Origin of the sequence: Shewanella sp. NKUCC05_KAH (assembly GCF_019345585.1) — a bacterium.
GTDB classification, from domain to species: domain Bacteria; phylum Pseudomonadota; class Gammaproteobacteria; order Enterobacterales; family Shewanellaceae; genus Shewanella; species Shewanella oncorhynchi.
In genome coordinates this window covers 277,791-297,320 of the sequence record NZ_JAHKQZ010000002.1, presented here as the reverse complement: position 1 = coordinate 297,320, position 19,530 = coordinate 277,791, and the positions used below count along the sequence as shown (strand labels likewise).

The 19,530-nt window shown below is 44.5% G+C and carries 17 protein-coding genes; 11 read left to right on the top strand and 6 right to left on the bottom strand.

Annotated features, from left to right (window positions below):
- Positions 1 to 15: 15 nt before the first annotated feature.
- From KO533_RS03190 to KO533_RS03175, 4 genes are read left to right on the top strand one after another with little or no spacing between them, the layout of a single operon-like run.
- Positions 16 to 2,334, top strand: coding sequence for a DNA internalization-related competence protein ComEC/Rec2 (locus KO533_RS03190; RefSeq protein WP_173245535.1), 2,319 nt, complete (start codon positions 16 to 18; stop codon positions 2,332 to 2,334).
- A 32-nt stretch (positions 2,335 to 2,366) separates the two neighbouring features.
- Complete coding sequence (gene msbA / locus KO533_RS03185; RefSeq protein ID WP_219252834.1) at positions 2,367 to 4,175, top strand: lipid A export permease/ATP-binding protein MsbA; 1,809 nt, start codon at positions 2,367 to 2,369, stop codon at positions 4,173 to 4,175.
- The gene (gene lpxK / locus KO533_RS03180) at positions 4,176 to 5,195 is read left to right on the top strand and encodes a tetraacyldisaccharide 4'-kinase (protein ID WP_219252832.1); all 1,020 of its coding nucleotides are present in this window, start codon (positions 4,176 to 4,178) and stop codon (positions 5,193 to 5,195) included.
- A complete protein-coding gene (locus KO533_RS03175) occupies positions 5,182 to 5,361 on the top strand; it encodes a Trm112 family protein (RefSeq protein WP_006081200.1) in 180 nt (59 codons plus the stop codon). Before lpxK ends, KO533_RS03175 begins: the two co-directional genes overlap by 14 nt.
- 137 nt (positions 5,362 to 5,498) lie before the next feature.
- On the opposite strand, the gene KO533_RS03170 is transcribed toward KO533_RS03175, so the two are convergent.
- Positions 5,499 to 5,960 carry a hypothetical protein gene (locus KO533_RS03170; RefSeq protein WP_028760398.1) on the bottom strand — a complete coding sequence of 154 codons (462 nt, stop codon included), beginning with the start codon at positions 5,958 to 5,960 and terminating at the stop codon, positions 5,499 to 5,501.
- Between the two features lie 131 nt (positions 5,961 to 6,091).
- Between KO533_RS03170 and KO533_RS03165 the strand changes: the two genes are divergently transcribed.
- Entirely contained in the window at positions 6,092 to 6,781 is a 690-nt protein-coding gene (locus KO533_RS03165) for an energy-coupling factor ABC transporter permease (protein ID WP_219252830.1), read from the top strand.
- 162 nt (positions 6,782 to 6,943) lie between these two features.
- Here KO533_RS03165 and KO533_RS03160 read toward each other — a convergent pair whose 3' ends face one another.
- The 3 genes from KO533_RS03160 to KO533_RS03150 all read right to left on the bottom strand — a co-directional run bounded on the left by KO533_RS03160 (position 6,944) and on the right by KO533_RS03150 (position 11,617).
- Positions 6,944 to 7,300 (bottom strand): glutathione S-transferase N-terminal domain-containing protein, encoded by a 357-nt coding sequence (locus tag KO533_RS03160; protein WP_028760396.1) that lies wholly within the window; start codon positions 7,298 to 7,300, stop codon positions 6,944 to 6,946.
- Between the two features lie 302 nt (positions 7,301 to 7,602).
- Positions 7,603 to 10,983 (bottom strand): DUF748 domain-containing protein, encoded by a 3,381-nt coding sequence (locus KO533_RS03155; RefSeq protein WP_219252828.1) that lies wholly within the window; start codon positions 10,981 to 10,983, stop codon positions 7,603 to 7,605.
- Between the two features lie 223 nt (positions 10,984 to 11,206).
- Positions 11,207 to 11,617 carry a VOC family protein gene (locus tag KO533_RS03150; protein WP_219252826.1) on the bottom strand — a complete coding sequence of 137 codons (411 nt, stop codon included), beginning with the start codon at positions 11,615 to 11,617 and terminating at the stop codon, positions 11,207 to 11,209.
- 435 nt (positions 11,618 to 12,052) lie between these two features.
- On the opposite strand from KO533_RS03150, the gene KO533_RS03145 reads away from it, so the two are divergent.
- The 3 genes from KO533_RS03145 to KO533_RS03135 all read left to right on the top strand — a co-directional run bounded on the left by KO533_RS03145 (position 12,053) and on the right by KO533_RS03135 (position 13,418).
- Positions 12,053 to 12,757 (top strand): DUF445 domain-containing protein, encoded by a 705-nt coding sequence (locus tag KO533_RS03145; RefSeq protein WP_105253144.1) that lies wholly within the window; start codon positions 12,053 to 12,055, stop codon positions 12,755 to 12,757.
- A 102-nt stretch (positions 12,758 to 12,859) separates the two neighbouring features.
- Positions 12,860 to 13,210, top strand: coding sequence for a VOC family protein (locus tag KO533_RS03140; protein ID WP_105252887.1), 351 nt, complete (start codon positions 12,860 to 12,862; stop codon positions 13,208 to 13,210).
- Positions 13,185 to 13,418: a DUF1289 domain-containing protein gene (locus tag KO533_RS03135; protein WP_028760391.1), complete on the top strand. Its 234-nt coding sequence runs from the start codon at positions 13,185 to 13,187 to the stop codon at positions 13,416 to 13,418. Before KO533_RS03140 ends, KO533_RS03135 begins: the two co-directional genes overlap by 26 nt.
- 125 nt (positions 13,419 to 13,543) lie before the next feature.
- Here KO533_RS03135 and cdd read toward each other — a convergent pair whose 3' ends face one another.
- Entirely contained in the window at positions 13,544 to 14,434 is an 891-nt protein-coding gene (gene cdd, locus KO533_RS03130; protein ID WP_219252824.1) for a cytidine deaminase, read from the bottom strand.
- A 211-nt stretch (positions 14,435 to 14,645) separates the two neighbouring features.
- Positions 14,646 to 16,064: an exodeoxyribonuclease I gene (sbcB, locus tag KO533_RS03125; protein WP_131524342.1), complete on the bottom strand. Its 1,419-nt coding sequence runs from the start codon at positions 16,062 to 16,064 to the stop codon at positions 14,646 to 14,648.
- Between the two features lie 176 nt (positions 16,065 to 16,240).
- Here sbcB and KO533_RS03120 point away from each other — a divergent pair, with 176 nt between their 5' ends.
- From KO533_RS03120 to KO533_RS03110, 3 genes are all read left to right on the top strand, one after another.
- Positions 16,241 to 17,116 (top strand): integrase family protein, encoded by an 876-nt coding sequence (locus tag KO533_RS03120; RefSeq protein WP_251071094.1) that lies wholly within the window; start codon positions 16,241 to 16,243, stop codon positions 17,114 to 17,116.
- A 564-nt stretch (positions 17,117 to 17,680) separates the two neighbouring features.
- Positions 17,681 to 18,295 (top strand): hypothetical protein, encoded by a 615-nt coding sequence (locus tag KO533_RS03115; RefSeq protein WP_219252823.1) that lies wholly within the window; start codon positions 17,681 to 17,683, stop codon positions 18,293 to 18,295.
- 344 nt (positions 18,296 to 18,639) lie between these two features.
- Positions 18,640 to 19,515, top strand: a complete 876-nt coding sequence (locus KO533_RS03110) for a hypothetical protein (RefSeq protein WP_219252821.1) — start codon at positions 18,640 to 18,642, stop codon at positions 19,513 to 19,515.
- Positions 19,516 to 19,530 lie beyond the last annotated feature (15 nt).

Genomic DNA, 19,530 nt, shown 5'->3' with positions numbered 1-19,530 from the left:
TTAACTTAATTCACTATGAATCGATTCATGTTTGGCTTTAGTGCCATCTTATTATCAGCGATGTTATGGCCTTCGCTGCCGCCAGTCAGTTACATACCCTACCTTGTTGTTGGGGCGTTAATCTTACACCGAAAAATCCCTGTCTGTGCAGGAGGGCTCTTTGCGGTAGCATGGCTAACTGGTTTTTGCTTAGGATTATCTAGGCAGGATTTGCCAGTGTTACAACAACCTATACAGGTAAGGGGCGAAATCATATCACTAGTTAGTCGAAACAGCGACTGGCTAAGTTTGGATATATCGCTCATTAAACCAAATTTAATCTTAGGGCCAAACGCAAAATTGCGACTCACGTGGAAAGATCCGCCAGAAGTCGATGTGGGTCAGGTTTGGCTGTTTACCTTGACACCTAAGAGCATTGCTAGCGTGCTAAATCAAGGCGGCTACAACGAACAAAAACAATTAATCAGTCAACATGTGGTCGGTAAAGGGCGAGTGATTGAGGCGCAGTTACTTGCGGTTTCGCCTTCATTGCGTAATGACCTCATAAGCGCATTGACACCTGAATTAGCCTCTTTACCTCAAGGTGACATTTTACTCGCCTTGCTTTTGGGGGATAAGCATTTGATCTCACAAGCTCGTTGGCAAGCACTAAGGCAGACTGGCACTGGCCATTTAGTGGCGATTTCCGGTTTGCACCTCTCCGTTGTCGCGGCATGGGTATACGCTTGCCTTTTGTTTGGATTGAGTCGTTTGGTGTCACATCAGAGTCGACGTAATATGACTTTTGCGTTAGTCGCGGCAGGTATAGGCGCAGCATTTTATGCCTATCTTGCAGGTTTTGGTGTATCGACTCAGCGTGCACTCGTGATGATTTTACTGTTAATGCTACTGAGTTTATTAAAGCGATTTTCTACTGCGTGGGAGCGCTTGCTGTTTGCATTGTTTGTCGTATTGTTACTCGACCCGCTTGCTTGTTTAAGTGCGGGATTTTGGCTGTCGTTTTGTGCTTTAGGGGTGATTTTATATACCTTAGTCATCCAGCCCAAAGAGTTCACGGCTGTGTCGACTCGAAGGACGCGTGTAGGCGCGGGGCTTTTACAATTTTGGGCCATCCAGTGGCGCTTGAGCCTTGGGCTTGGATTACTGCAAGGAGCACTCTTTGGTGGTGTGAGTTTACACAGCTTGTGGATGAATATCCTAGCTGTGCCATGGTTTAGTTTTGTTGTTATCCCATTAGCTATGGCGGGATTTATATGCTGGTGGGTTGGTACTGCGTTTGGGTTCTCTTGGTTAGGACTGCTTCGCCTAAGTGATTGGAGTTTATCACCCTATGCGCAGTTGCTAGACATAAGCCAGCAATTGCCAGCCCATTGGTTAGCGCTTTCAGATACGATATTAGCCTTGGGGTTATCTGCGTTCATCGGTGGTGTGTTATGGCGCTATGTGCCTAAAAATAAAAATTATACTGCTTGGTTAAGCCTGCTGAGTTTACTGTTTATTCCCGCTTTGCTTTTCTGTATTACGCTGTGGTCACCCGTTCAAAATAATCGATGGGCTATGCATTTACTGGATGTGGGCCAAGGTTTAGCTGTGGTTATTGAAAAGAATGGTAGAGGGCTGGTCTACGACACAGGTGCCGCCTTTGGTGATGACTTCAGTTATGCGGAGCGGGTGATATTACCTTTCCTAAAAGCCAAAGGCATTCAAGATATTGATTATATTGTTATCAGCCATAGCGATAACGATCATGCAGGTGGTGCCCCTGTTTTGATTGAGGCTTACCCTAAGGCTTTAGTGATCACAGACATGGCTGGCTTTAGTGGCCAAGATTGCCGCCCAAGGCAGATTCAATGGCAAGGGCTGAGCTTGAATTTGCTTTCTCCGCCTCAAGCGTTAGTGGGTAATAATGGTTCCTGTGTTATACGCATTGATGATGACAGGCAGAGTCTACTGCTTACGGGGGATATCGAAAAGCAAATCGAAACTTCGCTATTAAGTCGTGCCTTAAGTGGTGAGTATGAGTTACAAAGTGAAGTGCTCGTTGCGCCCCACCACGGCAGTAAAACCTCGTCAACTGAAGCCTTTATTGATGCTGTGGCCCCCAAGTTAGTCTTGTTTCCTGCTGGTTTTGCTAATCGCTGGGGGTTTCCAAAATCCACAGTGGTTGAACGGTATCAGCAACGGGAGATTATGGGCCTAACTACAGGTATAGAAGGGCAGATTAGTGTGATTTTTCAGCAGTCTGAGCGAGAGGTTAAGACCTATCGTGGTGATTTAGCGCCATTTTGGTACAACTCTCTGTTTAGATTTGGTGACTTGATTAATCCAGAGTAGAATGCCTACTTTGCCATAATTTAGTGTTATCAATGACAACATCTCCTAAAGACGAAATGTGGACAGTTTTCAAACGATTACTGGGCTATATAAAACAGATGAAAGGCATGTTTATGCTTTCAGTTGCGGGATTAATTATTTATGGTCTCGTCGATGCCGCCTTTATCGCTTTCATCGGCCCCTTTATTGATAAGGGTTTCTCCGGCGGCGCACCTGCTGCGGTGACCAACGGCATCGCATTGCCAACCAGTGAAGGTTTCCACGCGAACAACGACGTGCTAATGATGGCGCCGCTTGTGGTTATCGTCATGTTTTCCCTGCGCGGTTTTGCCAACTTTGTCTCGACCTACGGCATTTCATACATGAGTGCGCGTTTGATCATGGACATGCGTCAGCAAGTGTTTGAGCATTATCTGAGCCTGCCTGTCAGTTATATGGATAAGGAAAATACCGGTAACTTGATCTCAAAAGTGACTTTTGATACTGAGCAAATCGCTCGAGCATCGGGAAGTGCTTTGATTTCCATCGTCCGCGATAGTGTGACTGTGTTTGGTATGTTGGTGCTGATGTTCTATAACTCTTGGAAGCTATCCCTCTGTATTCTTGTGATTGGTCCTATCATGGGCATGGTCATTGCGGTGGTTAGTCGTCGTTTCCGCAAGGTCTCTAAGCAAATTCAAACCGCTATGGGCGGGGTGAGTGCGACTACGGAGCAAATGATTAAAGGCCATAAAAACGTATTGGCCTTTGGTGGACAGGAAACCGAAGCAACCCGTTTTGCTAAAGTAAACGATCAAAACCGCCATCAAAATATGAAGTTAGCTGTGGCACAAGCCATTAGTCAGCCTCTGATCATGATTATTGGTTCATTCGCCTTAGCCTTTGTACTTTATGCGGCAAGCTTAGACAGCATGAAAGCCGATCTTACCGCGGGTACTTTCGCGACGATTCTTGGTGCCATGATGGCCATGTTACAGCCAATCAAAAACTTAACCCGAGTGAATGCCGAATTTCAACGGGGTATTGCGGCTTGTACCACAGTGTTTGAATTACTGGATACGCTGCCTGAGTCAGATACGGGAACTTATACTGTTGAGCGTGCTAAGGGTCATCTACGTTTTGATAATGTGTGTTTTACCTATGACAGCCAAGATCGTCGTGCTCTTGAGAATGTCGATTTTGAAGTCAAACCCGGGCAAACCTTAGCCTTAGTTGGACGTTCTGGCTCAGGTAAGTCGACTATTGCGAGTTTAGTGACCCGTTTTTATACGGGCCTTGAATCCGGCGATATTCTGCTTGATGACGTCAGCATCTACGATTACTCGCTAAAATCGCTGCGTAATCAAGTGGCACTGGTATCGCAACAGGTGACCTTGTTCAATGACACGATAGCCAATAACATCGCTTACGCCTACCCAGGTGAAGCCACTCGTGAGCAGATCATTGAAGCTGCGACCTTGGCCTATGCGATGGAGTTTATTGATCAGCTGCCCCAAGGCCTTGATACCCAAGTGGGTGAGAATGGCGTGTTATTGTCCGGTGGTCAAAGACAGCGGATTGCGATTGCACGCGCTATGTTGCGTGATGCGCCTGTGTTGATCCTCGATGAAGCGACCTCAGCACTGGATACTGAGTCAGAAAAAGCCATTCAAAAAGGGTTAGATAACCTCAGACAAAACCGCACATCTGTAGTGATCGCCCACAGGTTGTCGACCATCGAGAGTGCCGATCAGATTTTAGTAGTCGATCAGGGGCGTATTGTCGAGCGCGGGACGCACCAAACACTATTGGAATTAGATGGCATGTACGCCAAATTATACCAAATGCAATTTGGTAGTTAGATGCAGGCCTTAGTGAATAAAATTTGGTATCAGGGTCATCCACTGCGATGGCTCTTGTTACCTTTATCTGGCTTATTCGCGGTTATCACTTATGTGCGCCGCGCTTTGTTTCACCTCGGGATGAAATCACAAACTGCAATGCCTGTACCTGTCATCGTCGTCGGTAATATTACCGTCGGTGGCAGCGGTAAGACGCCAACTGTGATTTATCTGATTGAATTACTGCGCCAACATGGATTTCACCCCGGTGTGATCAGTCGTGGTTACGGTGTTGATATTCAAGGTGTTAAATCGGTTTGCTTAGGTGCAAGTGCGGCAGAGGTGGGTGATGAACCTGCCATGATAGTGGCGCGTACTCAAGTGCCTATGGTGGTTGGCGCTAAACGGGTCGATGCGGCTAATGCGCTTATTGCTGAGTTTGGTGTCGATGTCATCATCTGTGACGATGGCCTACAGCATTATGCTCTGGCACGCGATATTGAGCTGGTGGTGATTGATGGTCAGCGCGGTTTAGGTAATGGCTTGCTATTGCCAGCAGGTCCATTGCGTGAAGGTGCGTGGCGTCTCGATACCGTGGATTTTATTGTCAGTAATGGCGGCTCAGCGGCAAAAGGGCAGTTCGAAATGCAACTGACACCTACGGCAGTGAAGCCTGTTAAATGTGATGCGACATCTGGTGAATATACTTTCGATAAGTCTCAGCCGCTCGTTGCGATGGCGGGCATAGGTAATCCAGCGCGTTTCTTTGAATCGTTGCGCGCACAAGGCTATCAACTGGCCTTCTGCCATGGTTTTGATGACCATCAGGCCTACGATAAAACCCAGTTAGGTGATTTAGCCCAAGGCTTGCCACTGTTGATGACTGAAAAAGATGCGGTTAAATGTCGCGATTTTGCACAAGAAAACTGGTGGTATTTGGCGGTCGATGCCAAGCTATCCCCACAATTTGATGAACAGCTGCTCGCACGTCTTCGTGAAGTGGCTGCAGCTAAACAAGGAAACTTCCATGGCATTCGATAAAAAATTGTTAGATATAGTGGCTTGCCCTGTGTGTAAGGGTAAACTTGAGTACGATAAAACGACGCAGCAGTTGATTTGTAAGGCAGATAAGCTTGCTTATCCGATCACTGAAGGTATCCCTGTGTTATTGGAAAATCGTGCTGTGCCACTGACCGAATCAGTCTAGTGTGATGTGAATGCGCGTATTGTCTCATACGCGCATGCTTGCTTTTTATTCTGCTTATTATCGTTTTAGCTATTTTTAGCCGATTTCAGTTTTTTGTATTAGCAACTGTGCATGTTTCTTCATTACTTTGAGTTTAGTTAATAGCTCATAAATTTTTGTTTATCAGCATTGGTTGCACCCTCTTGGCACTCACCGCGGATTTCTCCTCGACCGGGCTCGATAATTCGGCTTAATTCAATATAACCTTCGCGGCAATAACCCGTCATTTCAAGGGTTTTGATTAAACCTAAATCAACCTGTCTCCCCCAAATTTCTAATGAGTCCTGTAGATCTTGCATCGCGCGACGTTGCTCACGGGGATCTTGCATATTACGTATGCGTGCCTCGTGTGGAAAAGGGCGCTCTGTATCATTCATTGTCGACTTTTCATCGACCAGACGCGCTTTGTAGCTGAAGAGTTTAAGGCCATCGCTTTTAATATCTGTCGTCAACTTATCCCGTAATTTTCCGGCGAGTTCACTCGGGTCAATTGGCGCACTGCTGCAGGCGATGAGCGAGAAACAACTTAAGATGGCAAGGCTGAGATATCGAAACGGCATAATCAAATTTAACTCTTAGTTATTAACTGACAGAAGAATACCTTAATATGGCCCTAAAGTTCATGGATTTATGGCATTCTCATAGGCCGAGTACGCGCCGATAGGTGTAATGGATTAAGGATGGGCGAGTAATGTGGGCGTTTTGGTCGAATAAATGGGCGCAAATCGAATGGGATATGAGCCTGACTCAAGGTATATGCCTTATGTTCTTGGCGTTATGGATCTACGCCATATGGCCAAAAGAAGAGTTAGTGCAGCTCCGGCGGGATAAACATCTCCAATTACGTTTGTTGCTGACGTTGGTGGGGATCAATGCGCTGTGGTCGCTAAATGCCAGTATTCAAACAGGGTTGCATCTGCATTTTCTGGGAGTTGTCACTTGTATGCTGATGTTCGGCTGGCGTCTTGCGACCCTAGTGTTGCTGTTGCCGAGCGCTTTTTTTAGTCTTTTTGTATTAAAGCAGCCCGCTGATTTTGGTGCTTTTAGTCTGTTTGCTATGGCTGTGCCGCTGTTTCTGTGTTTTATCCTATACAGTCGCAGTTACCATTTATTTCCTAAACATATTTTTGTATTCATCTTCGTCGGTGGTTTTATCAATGCTGGCCTCTCAACTGTGTTTCATCAATTGAGTTGGGCTATATGGTTGTGGTCTGCAGCGGATTACGATTGGAATGTGTTAGTGGACGACTACCTGATGCTCATCCCTTTGCTGGCATTCCCTGAGGCATTGCTTAATGGCATGGCAGTGACGCTATTGGTGGTGTATCAGCCCCAGTGGTTATTTGATTATTCTGACCGTGAATATTTGTGGCGTAAGTAAATGTGATAAAAGAATGTGGTAAAACAACGCAATAAAAGAACTGCGCCCGAAACCTTGTCATTCCAACGTAAAGCTCCTTTGTAAGGAGCCCATTGAACAGACGATTGAAAAGGTTACTGGACGCTCTTATTTGTATATTTGCGCTGACCGTTGCGCCGTGATTTAGGCGAAGCGTTGGTCTAAGTAGTTAATGATTTCTTTTGATTCATATAACCACTGTACTTGACCGTTTTCTTCAATCCGCAGACAAGGCACTTGCTGTTTGCCGCCTTGAGCGATGAGTTCATCTTTATGCGGCGCTTTTTTAGCGTCGTGGGTCACTATGTTGAGTCCTTGGCGACGCATTGCACGGCGGACTTTTACACAAAATGGGCATGCAGGATATTGATACAGGGCTAATGCTTGAGTTTGAGCATCAATTTTTTGTTGCTCAGCCAGTGGACGTTGGCGCTTCTTAGGGCTAAATACGAAGTTTAAAAACAGAATAATCCTGCCTAAAATCCAGCGAATGATAAACATGTTATTGACCTTAATGATAATTTTTGTGGAAGAACATTTGTGCGTTATGGCGCCACAGAAAGTGTGCGGCGAGTCTGAGAGCCAGTCGTTTAAAAACTGTGATCTCAGTTGTATAAAGGTCGCAGAGTGTAACCTATGGCACCAAGCACGGCCAACATTTTAGAGTGAATTAACAGATAGATGATTTGATTGTAGAAGAATGGTTTTTTGATTGGTTATGACGCTTAGCCATAAGGTAAAAGCCCGCTAAAGTCGAACTTTAGCGGGCTTAGTTTTATATAAAAAGCAGTTAATTGGCTAAGTTATTGAGCATCAATGGTAAGGCTCACTTGGGCTGCATTCTGGGTTAAACTCACTCGGCTTTCGAGCAAGAAGATCCGCTCTGGGGCTATTTCTTTCACGTCCACAAGGTAAGCTTTAACGGCTTTGGCTCTTTCTTGGGCCAAATTACCCAACATGCCATCGTTAACATTCTGCGCTTTTACCGACAGATTATATAAAGCGATATGCCAGCGGGTGGTGATTTCGTCATCGGAAAGCTGCGCGTTTTTGGCCTCTGCGATAACAGTGTCTTTGATTTGGGCAGGATCGGCTTTAACTTCTTGTTCATAAAGCTTTACTAGCGCATCGGCAAGCGGCCCTTGGGTCGGGAATTGGCTCGGACTTAAATCATCAGGTAACGCACTAAATTCAATATTGGCTAATTTAGCCAATTTACGCTTCATGATGCGCTCAGCAATGGCTTGGCTGTCATTGATGGCATCGACTTCCCCTTCAACGCTGAGCTTGAGCATAGGTCTGTCGAGTAAGGCGCTAGCGAGTTTGTCTAAACTTTTTTGCTCATCTTCACTTAGGCTGAATTTGCCTGCGGCAAAGCTGATCTTATCTAAGGTTTCGTCAGAACCTATTAGTCCTGCTAAGAAAGTGAAGGGCGCAGTGACGGCTTTAGTGATCACATTGGTAATCGCCGTCATTATGATGCTGCCGACACTAAAGCTGGGTGAGTCTAAATCGCCTGAGACCTCCATACCTAAATCAATCACGCCGTTACGGTCCTGCAGCAGGGCAATCGCGAGCGTGATGGGTAAGCTAGTGGCAAGGTCACTGTCACTGGGTTTACCAAGTTTCAGTTGGTCTATGACCAGATGGTTACTGCCCTTGAGCTTGTTCTTATCGAGTTGATAGTTCAGCGATAGTGATAGCTGCCCTTTATCTATGTAGTAACCCGCATAGGTGCCTGAGTAAGGATTGACTGAGGTTAACTCAACGCTCTTAAAGACTAAGTCGAGATCTAAATATGGCATATCTAGCAAAGGGTTAATATCGCCTTTTAGAGTTACAGGCGCATACTTGTCTATCTTACCTTTGATATCAACCGAGGCCTTAGTCCCTGGCGTGGACGACAGGTGAGTGATATTGCCTTCAAGCAGCTCAATTCCCGAAGCAAAATTCGGAGTCAGTGAGTTATCGGCAAAGTAAGCCGAGCCTTGGCTAAAGCTAATTTTTTGAATATCGAGGCTTAACTCAGGCGTTGTCTTGCTTGCCGTTTGCAGCTCGGTTTGCTTAGCACTGGCTGTGGTTGTGTTTTTAGTTGTCTTGCTCTTTGCAGCCGGAGCCTCAACGATAAGATCGCTGATATTAGTGGTTCTATCTTTGGCTATCACCACTTTGGCGTAGGGTTGATTAAAGGCTAAGTGATCAATTTTGATTTGATTTTTCTGTTGGTCAAAATCCAGTTGATTGATATTCATCTTTTGCCATTTGACCAGCGGAGCATTACGCAATTTGTCATGAATAGCTAAATCATCGAGCTCAACACTACCACCGTAAATGGCTTTGCCTTTAGCATCGGCGGTCAGCTTGCCTGCTGAGCTTAATAGACCGCTCTTGAGCTGGATATTTACGTAGGGCGCTAAATAGGGCTGAAATTGGGTTAATGCTAGCTTATCGAGTTGGATATTGGCATCTATGGTTTCGCCCGTCACATCGACTTGGCCTTGAGAGCTCAAAGTACCTTGATCATTGAGGCTGAGTTGTAGCTCATATTCAATCGGAGCGGTTAAGGTACTCGTTATGACCTTAGTTGAAAAATTAAGCGGATACACTCGCCATTGCTGCGGCGTTGCCGTTAGCTTTTGTTCCGATAGATTAAGGTCATAGTTTTCAATATTGAGCGCATCAAGTTGCACTAACCAAGTGTCTTTTGAAGGTGTCTTAGGCGCTTGCTTGACTGGCTGTTGAGGATTTATCTCTGAAGCGATGTCTGCAGCGGTTTCTTTAGTGGCATCAGCTGTAATGTTTGCGGCGGACTCAGTATTTTTCTCCGTTTTATTGTTCTCGCTGGCCGTGGCTAATTCGCTTTCTGTTGGTTTGTCTGCGCTATCGCTTGCATCAGTGGCAGTCTCTGCTAGTTGACGTTTTTCTTCGACTTGCGCAACTTGTACGCGTTCTAGCGATTTAGCATCGGTTGGTTTAGCAACCGGCTGCGTAGTCGTTGTGGAGGCGCTTAACGATTTAGGCATGAATAAGCCAACAAGATCGAGCCCGTCTTGGTTCAAAATGGCACTCATTGTTAGGCCATCGCTGTGGAGTTTGTTGATATGCACTTTCTGCTGCTTCAAGTTGGCTGAAATGCCGTCGAGGGCAAACATGGGGAGCTTGACCACTGAGCGATCTTTGTCGTTAACGTTAAGTTTTTCAACAATAAACTGGCCATTGTTGCTGATGACTTGTAACTCGCCATTCTCGGCAAGATCCACTTGATACTGAGTTTTAATACTGAGCTCGCCATCCGTGAGGACGGGATTAAATTGATCGTCGATAAATCGCCATAGTGGTGTCAGTTTCAGTTTGGCGACTTGGATGTCACCCGCAACTTTTAGCGGGAACAATTGGAATTGCCCCTGCAAACTGATTTCACCAGCATGATCATCACTGAGTTGTATCGCATAGTGATTGTGCTTGATAGGCACAATGGGTGAGTCAGACGTTGATTGGGCGTTTGGTGTCGTATTATCAACTTTGTTTACTTTTATGGCTGGTGTTATCGATGCCGATGATGCCGCCATCAAATATTCAGTATCAAGGGAACTGAGTTTTAGATTGATATTGGGGTAGTTCACTTGAGCATGGGTAATTTTGTCATCGAAGTTAAATTGTCCCGCATCCAACACAAATTGGCTGAGCAGGACACGAATGGGTGAGCTGGCTTCTGTGGGAACTGTTTCTGTGCTCGTGGATGAATGCCCGTTCAGGGTCTGCAGAATATCGTCGAAGTTGAATCCAGCTTTCCCTTTTTTCTCCACGCGAATGATATGTGCGTAGGGCGCTTGTATGTGTATGTTTTCGATAACGGCGGCGCGATTAAAAACAGATCGCCAAAAGTGTATTTCGAATTGGACTTGTGCAATACCAGCAAAAGGTTTGTCGTCTTTTTCTTTAATGGCCAGTTGGTCGATTTCGACTCTGAAATTAAAGGGGTTAATGCGTATATCACCGAGGGTGACGGGACGACCGAGCAGAGTTGAGAGTTTTTCTGGTGCCAGCGTGGTTATCGCATAGGGGAGGATTAAACCTAATGTGCAGACATAGCTAAGGTAGACTGCTGTTAGGTAAATAATCACTCGCAGGTATCTTGGGAGGGCAAAAAAAGAGTGTCTGAATTGCGATAACTGGGTCAGCATTAATATCAAGGCTCCAATGCATAAGACAGGGAAAAACTTCCATAAGTACGGACATTCTAGCGAATAATGCTAATGTTTCCAGAAATTATTTATATTTTTACCAATGAAATCTTGGTATTACACAGACAATAACGTCTTCTGATCTAAGACATTCCTGAGTGGTAACCTATCATCTACATTGATAACTACATGTGTTTCAGCCTATGGCTAATGTTTTGAGTCGTCAATACTCGCTATGTTGGACGCCATTATTGCAGCGATTTAAATAACTAATCGCTGCAATAATGGCGCCTTGTGGATCTTTTATCCAACAAAAACGGCCTACTTCGGGTATATCTTCAGGACCAAACAGAATATCCCCGCCAAGTTTTTTTGCGCTGATAGCGACTTGATCGACATCGTTAACGGTAATGTAGCCAGTCCAATGTGAGGGAAGCATTGGGAGCAAACTATCGGTGATCCCCCCAATGCTGACGCCCTGATTTTCAATAATATGATAATTGCCGTGGGGCATTTTGACGGTTTTAAAGTGCCAGCCAAAAATCTCAGCATAGAAGTGCATAGCTTCTTCGGTATTATTGGTTGTCAATTCATGCCAACTTAACGCCCCTGCAGTGTTAAAAGCCGATTCCATAAGCGCATCCTTTATTCTATTTTGGGTAAATTTTGTGTATTGAGCCGAGGTTAACTGTCAGTGTTCAGTACCGTCTGTATTTTGAGCCATATTTTTTGTACGTTATCTTGATTGAGTGTAGTTGAGGCAAGTTGATAATTCACAGACGGTAAATTAAAATTTTTGCGTTTTTTAGGTCGGCAAACATTAAATTAACTTAATGTTCTACAAGGAGATTCACTTTATTTGGTGCTGGCTAATCAGCTTCTTGTGGCTCAGTGGCGCTGCGGCTTAGTTGATGGGCTTCATCTTGCCCCTCGCGCCAAGACTTAGCACTGAAAACAGATTTTAAAACGGGTTTGTTTACTGTGGTTTGAGTGTTAGACCTGACTCCCGTTAACTTGTTAATATAGGCGAGTTTTGCATCTTATCGATGCCACCTTAGGGGATATGAGATTGAATAAGAGTTTAGTGACGAATTTATTGGCGGCTGCTTTGGTCGTTGTGGGTTACCTGATGAATTCGGCAATTGTCCTGAATGTCGGATTATTTGCTTTATCGGGTGCAATTACCAACTGGGTTGCAGTTTATATGTTGTTTGAGAAAGTCCCCGGACTCTATGGTTCGGGAGTTGTGCCTTCTCGTTTTGAAGAGTTTAAGGCGGGTATTGCTCATTTGATGATGAAACAGTTTTTTACCACTGAAAATATCGACCGATTCCTATCTGAAAAAGAAGGGCTGAGTAAAATAGACTTGGCGCCAGTGATTGAAAAGGTTGATTTAGCGCCTTCTTTTGATGCGTTAATTAGCACAGTCGCCCAATCTTCCTTTGGCGGCATGTTGTCTATGTTTGGTGGCACAGATGCCTTATTGCCGTTAAAAGAGCCGTTTATTGTGAAGATGAAAGCTTCTTTAGTTGAAATGGCACAAAGCGATGCATTTCACGAGTTGCTGAAACAAGAAATTGAACAGCCAAATGTGATGGCCGATCTGCAAACTAAAATTGCTAACATAGTGGAGCAAAGATTAAACGAGTTAACACCGCAAATGGTGAAACAAATCGTTCAGGACATGATCCAAACGCACTTAGGTTGGTTAGTGATTTGGGGCGGCGTGTTTGGCGGTCTGATTGGACTTGCCGCAGCCTTAATCCAAGGTTAACCTGAGTTAAAGCCGCGAATAGAATGGGAGCTTTGGCTCCCATTTTTAATGACGCATTTTATGTCCATCATTTTGTGTCCTGATTAAATAGCAAGGAAGTCTATGAACCGTCACCACAGTATCAATTATTTGGAAATCCCAAGTCGCGACATTGCGAGTTCTAAGGCTTTTTTTAGCCAAGTTTTTGGATGGACCTATGTCGATTATGGCCCTGAATACAGTTGCTTTATGGATGTCGGCATTACTGGGGGATTCTATCAAGCCGATGTGAATTTCACCCTCGCAAAAGGTTGCCCGCTGATTGTGATCTACAGCCAGAACTTAGAATTGACTCTGACGGCTGTCGTAACAGCTGGTGGCATTATCACAGCTGACATCTTTAGTTTTCCGGGAGGCCGTCGATTCCATTTTGTTGAACCTTGTGGCAATGAATATGCCGTCTGGTCAGAATGATCCTAATGTCACTCCTTGTATTCGAAATTGTTGTTTAGATCAGCAAGATATTTGTTTAGGTTGTTTCAGGCATCTTGATGAAATTTTAGCGTGGCGCGTTATGTCGGAAGTGGAGCGGCAAGCTTGTTTTATTAGGATGGAGGAGCGTAAGGGGGAGTATCTGGCTAAGTTCAATGACGTGGTTAGTAGAAGACAGGATGGAGTATGATTAGCCGTCAGAATTGCTTACGATAATTGATTTTTAAGCTTTAAGTGGATAATCGAACGGCGAAATACGCATTAACGTATTTCGCCGTTGGCATTTTGAAACACCCTTGGCATTTGAAGCAGGAGTTACACTGGATCTACCACTATGTGCTCAAGTTCGATGGCGGCAACGGTATGGAGCGCATCCATAGTCGCGCCAACTAAGCTGATTTTTCCTTGAGATGACTCAATTAAAACCGCACGGCTGATATCGCTAAACTCACGATTGTGGCGTGCAAGGTTTGATAAGGCCATCTGCATAGGCAGCATAGAAGGATTGAATGCCGCATTTTCTGCGTAGCGACCACAATAGGTTGCACCATCGTGAGTTTCTAATACCACAGCGGCATAACTTTGGGTGTAAGGTGCATAGCTTAAACCTGCATGATCTAAGCCTTCTATGATCATAGGATCGGCACTATCTAGTGCAAATTCAGTTTGTTGCTTGGCCATTAAGGGCGAAGTGACATTTAAGTCTTTTGGCCCAAAAGCATAGGGTAAATAATAGGCCAGAGGATGGCTTTCCTGTGCGGGTAGATGAATGCTGATCTTGCTCCCTTCAACCAGTTCATTCATAAACTGACGACAATGACCGCAAGGACTGGCATTAACTATGATATCAATAATTTGGCTTTCACCACTGAGCCATGCGTGGCTGATAGCGCTTTGTTCTGCATGGACAGAATGAAATAACGCTTCACCGGGTAATTCTAAGTTGGCACCCATGTAGATATCGCCACTTTTACCTTTGGCTATCGCGCCGACATAAAACTCACTGATAGGCGGTTTGGCCAATGCCGCTGCTATCGGCAGTAATGCTAATAACACTTCTGCTTCGGTCATTTTGCTTGCACTTGTTAGCGTAGCAAGTTGCTGCGCATCAATGTGTCCAGCAAAATTCTGGTGCAACATTGGGATAAGTGCATCGGCTAACGGCGTTGGCAGTTGGGTTATGCTACGAATGAATCTATCTTGCATTTCCCTATTCCTTATTTGTTAAGTTCATGGAAGAACATTCTAGTAATTTTGTTACAGCATAAATGCGAGTTAGCTCGCGTTTATACGCTGTCAATGTCAGTGCTATCGAGAGTGATAAACTTATGTTACTCACGTATAGAGTGAGACTATTGGTGCACAAAAATAAGCTTAAGACTATAAAACAAAAGACTTAAGCTTGAATTTACACAACTTAAAGTTCACGCAAATAATGACAAAGGGCAGCAAGTAGCTTTTGCTTAGTCTCATCCGCTTGTGTTTCTTGTAGCAAATTTTCTAATTTAAGTACGTAGTCTTGATCGGCTAAGCGACTTTGACAGAATTCACGCCAGCGCTGCGACTCTGTATCATCGAGTAGTTCAGGGTAATTACGGGCGCGGTAACGAAACAGCATCTCAGGAATACGTGGATCATCAAACTGCAAATCTAACGCCGCTAGATTTTGCGGTAGGGTATGACGGATGATTTCCATTTTTGCTTTATCAGCTTGGCTAAAGAACCCACCAGAATACAGCATCAAATCGGGATCTGTGGTCGCTCTGCTGTCATCGTGCTCAAATAATAGCGCCAGTTTTTCGCGTAATTCTGGGTGACGTTTTAGGCGTTTATACTGCTCTCTGGCAAATTCTTTATCTATGCCTAAACGAGCGGCATGCTCATCACTGAGGATTTTTGCCGAGGTGATAAAAGGGCACTTATTAAGATGAATTTGTTTTACTGCGATAGGTAATTCATCTTCGGCAAGATCAGCCCTTGACGTATACATGCGCGTTTTAATTTGCTCGACATCTAGCTCGAATAGCGGCGTTAAATCCATGGCTAAATTAACGCAAATAACGGCATTTTTGTTAGTAGGATGGTGCGCTACGGGTGAGATCAACGTTGCACAACCATTGCGCGCACTAATTTTAGAGCTCACATGGACCAAAGGCTGCATATTGAGCACATCGATTTGATCGCTAACCGCTTGCTTACGGCGCAGGTCAAAATAGTACTGATATAACTTAGGCTGTTTCTCGCGAATGAGTTTTGCCATAGCGATGGTCGCATACACATCAGACATAGCATCATGGGCTTTCTCATGGCTTAAACCATTCGCTTGGGTCAGATGTTCTAGCTTAAAACTCGGAGAGCCATCTTCCTTTGTCGGCCAGTTAATACCTTCGGGCCTAAATGCATAACAAGCGCGCACTAAATCAATGATATCCCAACGAGAGTTGCCATTTTGCCATTCACGGGCATAGGGATCGATAAAGTTCCGATAAAAGCCATAACGGGTCACTTCATCGTCAAAACGCAGTGAGTTATAACCTGCAACACAAGTGTTTGGTTGGCTAAATAGCGCTTGAATTCGTCCCATAAACTCAGTTTCAGGGATGCCTTTTAAATTAGCTAACTGTGGAGTGATCCCTGTGATTAATATTGCTTCCGGAGACGGCAAATAATCAGTGGCTTGCTTACAATAGAATGTCTCAGGCTCGCCGATGATATTGAGATCTAAATCCGTGCGAATACCAGCAAATTGCGAGGGTCTGTCTTTCGCTGGGTTCGCTCCAAATGTTTCGTAGTCGTGCCAAAAAATCGACCCTGCTTTATCGTCTTTCATCTTCATTTATTTTCGTTCTCTAAAGCATGTAACTTCATGTTATCAGTAGTTAAATTGCTTTAATTGGATTCGTTGTCATTCACATCAATTTAGTATGCAGCTCTTCGATGTGAGTACATAATCTGTATATATTGGGTTCTGCGTCAGATTAGCTAAAATCACATGTACACAGGGTAATTAAAATGTCTTTATCTGACAATTGGTTACGTGCAATAAACGGCAATCCATATTTAGAGAAACCAGAGCTTGCAGACCGCGACGGCTTAAGCGTTCGTATTACCCCTGCAGGGACTATAACATGGCAGTATCGATTTAGGATTGATAATCAACATGGACGCTTAACCCTTGGTCGTTATCCTGATTTGAAACTAGCTGACGCAAGGAAACTGATCTCTGAGTTACGGAACTCAGTGGCAAATAATATAGATCCACGTGTGTTTTGGAAACAGTGCAACACATTTGTGGGCCAGACAACACTGAGGGATTGCTGTGAACAGTTTTTATCGGCGCGAAGTGCAGCACTTAAGCCGGGCACTGTTGCTACGTACCAATCCTGCTTTAGAGCACATCTCTATGATGCCTTTGCTGATCGTAAAGTCGAAAGTATCACACTCGGCGAGTGGATAGATTTTTTCGATAAAAAGGCAATTCATAGTCGAGTCACCGCAGGCGCGATACTCAAACAGTTAAAGACGGTACTTAGCTGGTCCGTTCGCCGGCAAATGATATCGCTTGTTGATGTCCTTCAATTACGAGTCAGTGATGTGGGTTCTGCGCCCGAAGTCGGTTCGCGAGTACTCACCATTCTAGAGTGTGGCAAAATCATCCGTGAGCTTGATAAATGCCGCGCGACCAAAGCCGTAACCAATGCCATCAAGGCATGTTTACTAACAGGGGCGCGGATATCAGAAATATTAAAATCCAAACGGGCTGATTTTGATCTTGAGTCGATGGTCTGGACCTTCCCGATAAATAATAGCAAAACTAATTTGCCAATCCGAAGGCCAATCAGTCCCGCCTTACTCGAACATATTGCAAGAACAGTGGAACCTCTATAACTCACTATGGAGTTTTCCCGCAGCAAACGATCTTAAGCGCCCAGGCAACATCGCTTCAGAAAATAAGCTGATCCGCGAGATCAAACTAAGACTAGAAATCCCTGACTGACGTATTCAGGATTTTAGACGCACATTATCGACCAGAATGTTAGAAGCTGGGGTGTTGCCCCAGGTGACAGAGAAGATGTTAGGCTATCTATTAGGCGGGGTGATGGCGGTGTACAACAAACATGATTGGTTAGATGATCAAGCTGAGGCCTATGAAAAATGGACAAATAAGCTGAGATTGGAAGCTCTGGGTGATAGCAAAATAGTCGTGTTAGAAAGAAGGGGTTAGGCATGTTTGTCGCTGACAGCAGAAAATGGTGAGCTTATTCAGTATGTAAATCAGTTGCGTTGCAGTGCAGCAGAAACACCTCTTTGTAATTAGGTGCATTGGAGCTCAATTCGGCACAAGGTAAACTGTTATCTATTCAATATCAGCTTTATTTATGGTTTAGTCATTTCAACTCAATTAATCATACACTTGGCACAGTGTTCGGATTAACGTTAAGCAAGGACGTCATGGAACTAAAATTTTTAATCACGCGGGAACAATTAATCACAATCGCGGAAAGAATAGATTCAGCACGCATTGCAAACCATGCGCGATTAGCTAAGCGGATGCATGCCTTTATCGTGCGTGCATTACTCCTATGGATCCCGTTATTATCCCCGTTGCTATTGTTTTATTTTTTCGCAGAAAGTCACACCCCAGAGACATATATCGCAATCGCAATATGTGCAATTGCTTACCTTATTGTGTGGCAATTAGTATTAAAAAACATCGCCGAAAATCAAGCTAACAAATTTGCAGGCAAGATAACCACTCTGGATCGAACGATTGAAAACACAACCTTACAGAGCCTTGCGAGCCTAGAAGGGTGCCATACAGTGACCGCCACAGCCTCGACGCTAACGTTTGTGCCCCCTAGCGGTAAATCCATCACCATACCGTGGAAAAAGTTTTGTGCTTTCAAGCAAGACGATGATTTTTATTATCTTACCATCTGTAATCTGATGATGTTTAAAGCCACTTATTTAATAGCCAAAAACGGTGACACAACAGAAACCGCAGGCTATCAAGCAGGTTTAGAGTACATAACGTCTCGGCTGCAGCCCGATAAAATGGGACGGTAAAACATCAAAATATCGCATGAATGATTCAATCAGTTCACTATTGCCACTAACGCGATTGTTGTTGAACATCCAGCGAAGCGAGCCTTTGTTAAAAGTCACATTTGAACTAACCTTAAAAATGATGAACTGATCGCTACAGCCTTCTTTTAGGGGCTGCTAGATGCAGTTTTTCAGCTCATTAAAACGCTATGTTATCAATGACGATGTATAGCTTTGTTAGTTAACTAAAAAGGACTTTTGTTATGAGCACGTTTAACACTTCTGCCTCAAATAGTGATCCAATATTCCCCTCAACATTTCCTGTCATGATCAGATCCAATCAATTTCCACAATGCTTATTGAGAATGTCTGGACAGGATTCACCACAGTTCAATGGTAATGGCTTTGGTACCGTTAATTGTCAGGCAGACCAAAATGATCCAGATAAAAACCCATGGGAAATTTTTAACGCTATTCGTAACGGCGATGGCACAGTCTCCTTTGAGTCTATGGCGTTTCCGAGTAACTATTTACGAATGGCGGGTGAAGCTTCGCCAGTTTTTAATGGGAATGGATTTGGAACCGTTAACTGCCAAGCATCGATTGGTCCTTGGGAAAAGTTCAATGTTGCAGTGCTTAGCGACAGCGCCAGTGGGGTCTTAACCTCCATAGCGTCAAATGCGTTTCCAAGTAACTATCTTCGTATGGCCGGAGAGCAATCGCCCTCGTTTACTGCTGCAGGGTTTGGCACCGTAAATTGCCAAGCTTCTGTCGGACCTTATGAGCAATTTCATCTAGGTGCAGTCCTTAAAGAGTCAGTTGAGACTCTTGGACAGTGGTTCCCAGACTCACAGCCTACACCTGCTCAGATAGAGAAGCTTGTGGCAGCCATTATCACAGGCCAACAGCCAAGTAATGTCGAAATGCAAGCGGCCACTGAAATGCAAAGTTTTTTAACGTTAACTGAGAACGAAAGTGTAGCAATAGAAGCAATTGATTTAGAGGCAATTTCACCTTGCACTAAATCAATCGCAACATTCTGTATTGATGTGTTATTGCTTGCTCTGCAACTTGCAAGCATACGCATTATGCGAACTGACAGCATGGTAAAAGCGGCAGTACAGGCGCTGGGGGCTGAAGCTGTAGGCTTGGAGAAACTGATCACTGGTATAAGCAGTGCTTCTACCACGTTAAAAAAGGCGACATTGATATTTCAGTTCATCTCACAACTATTCAAATAGGATTTATTAAAGGCG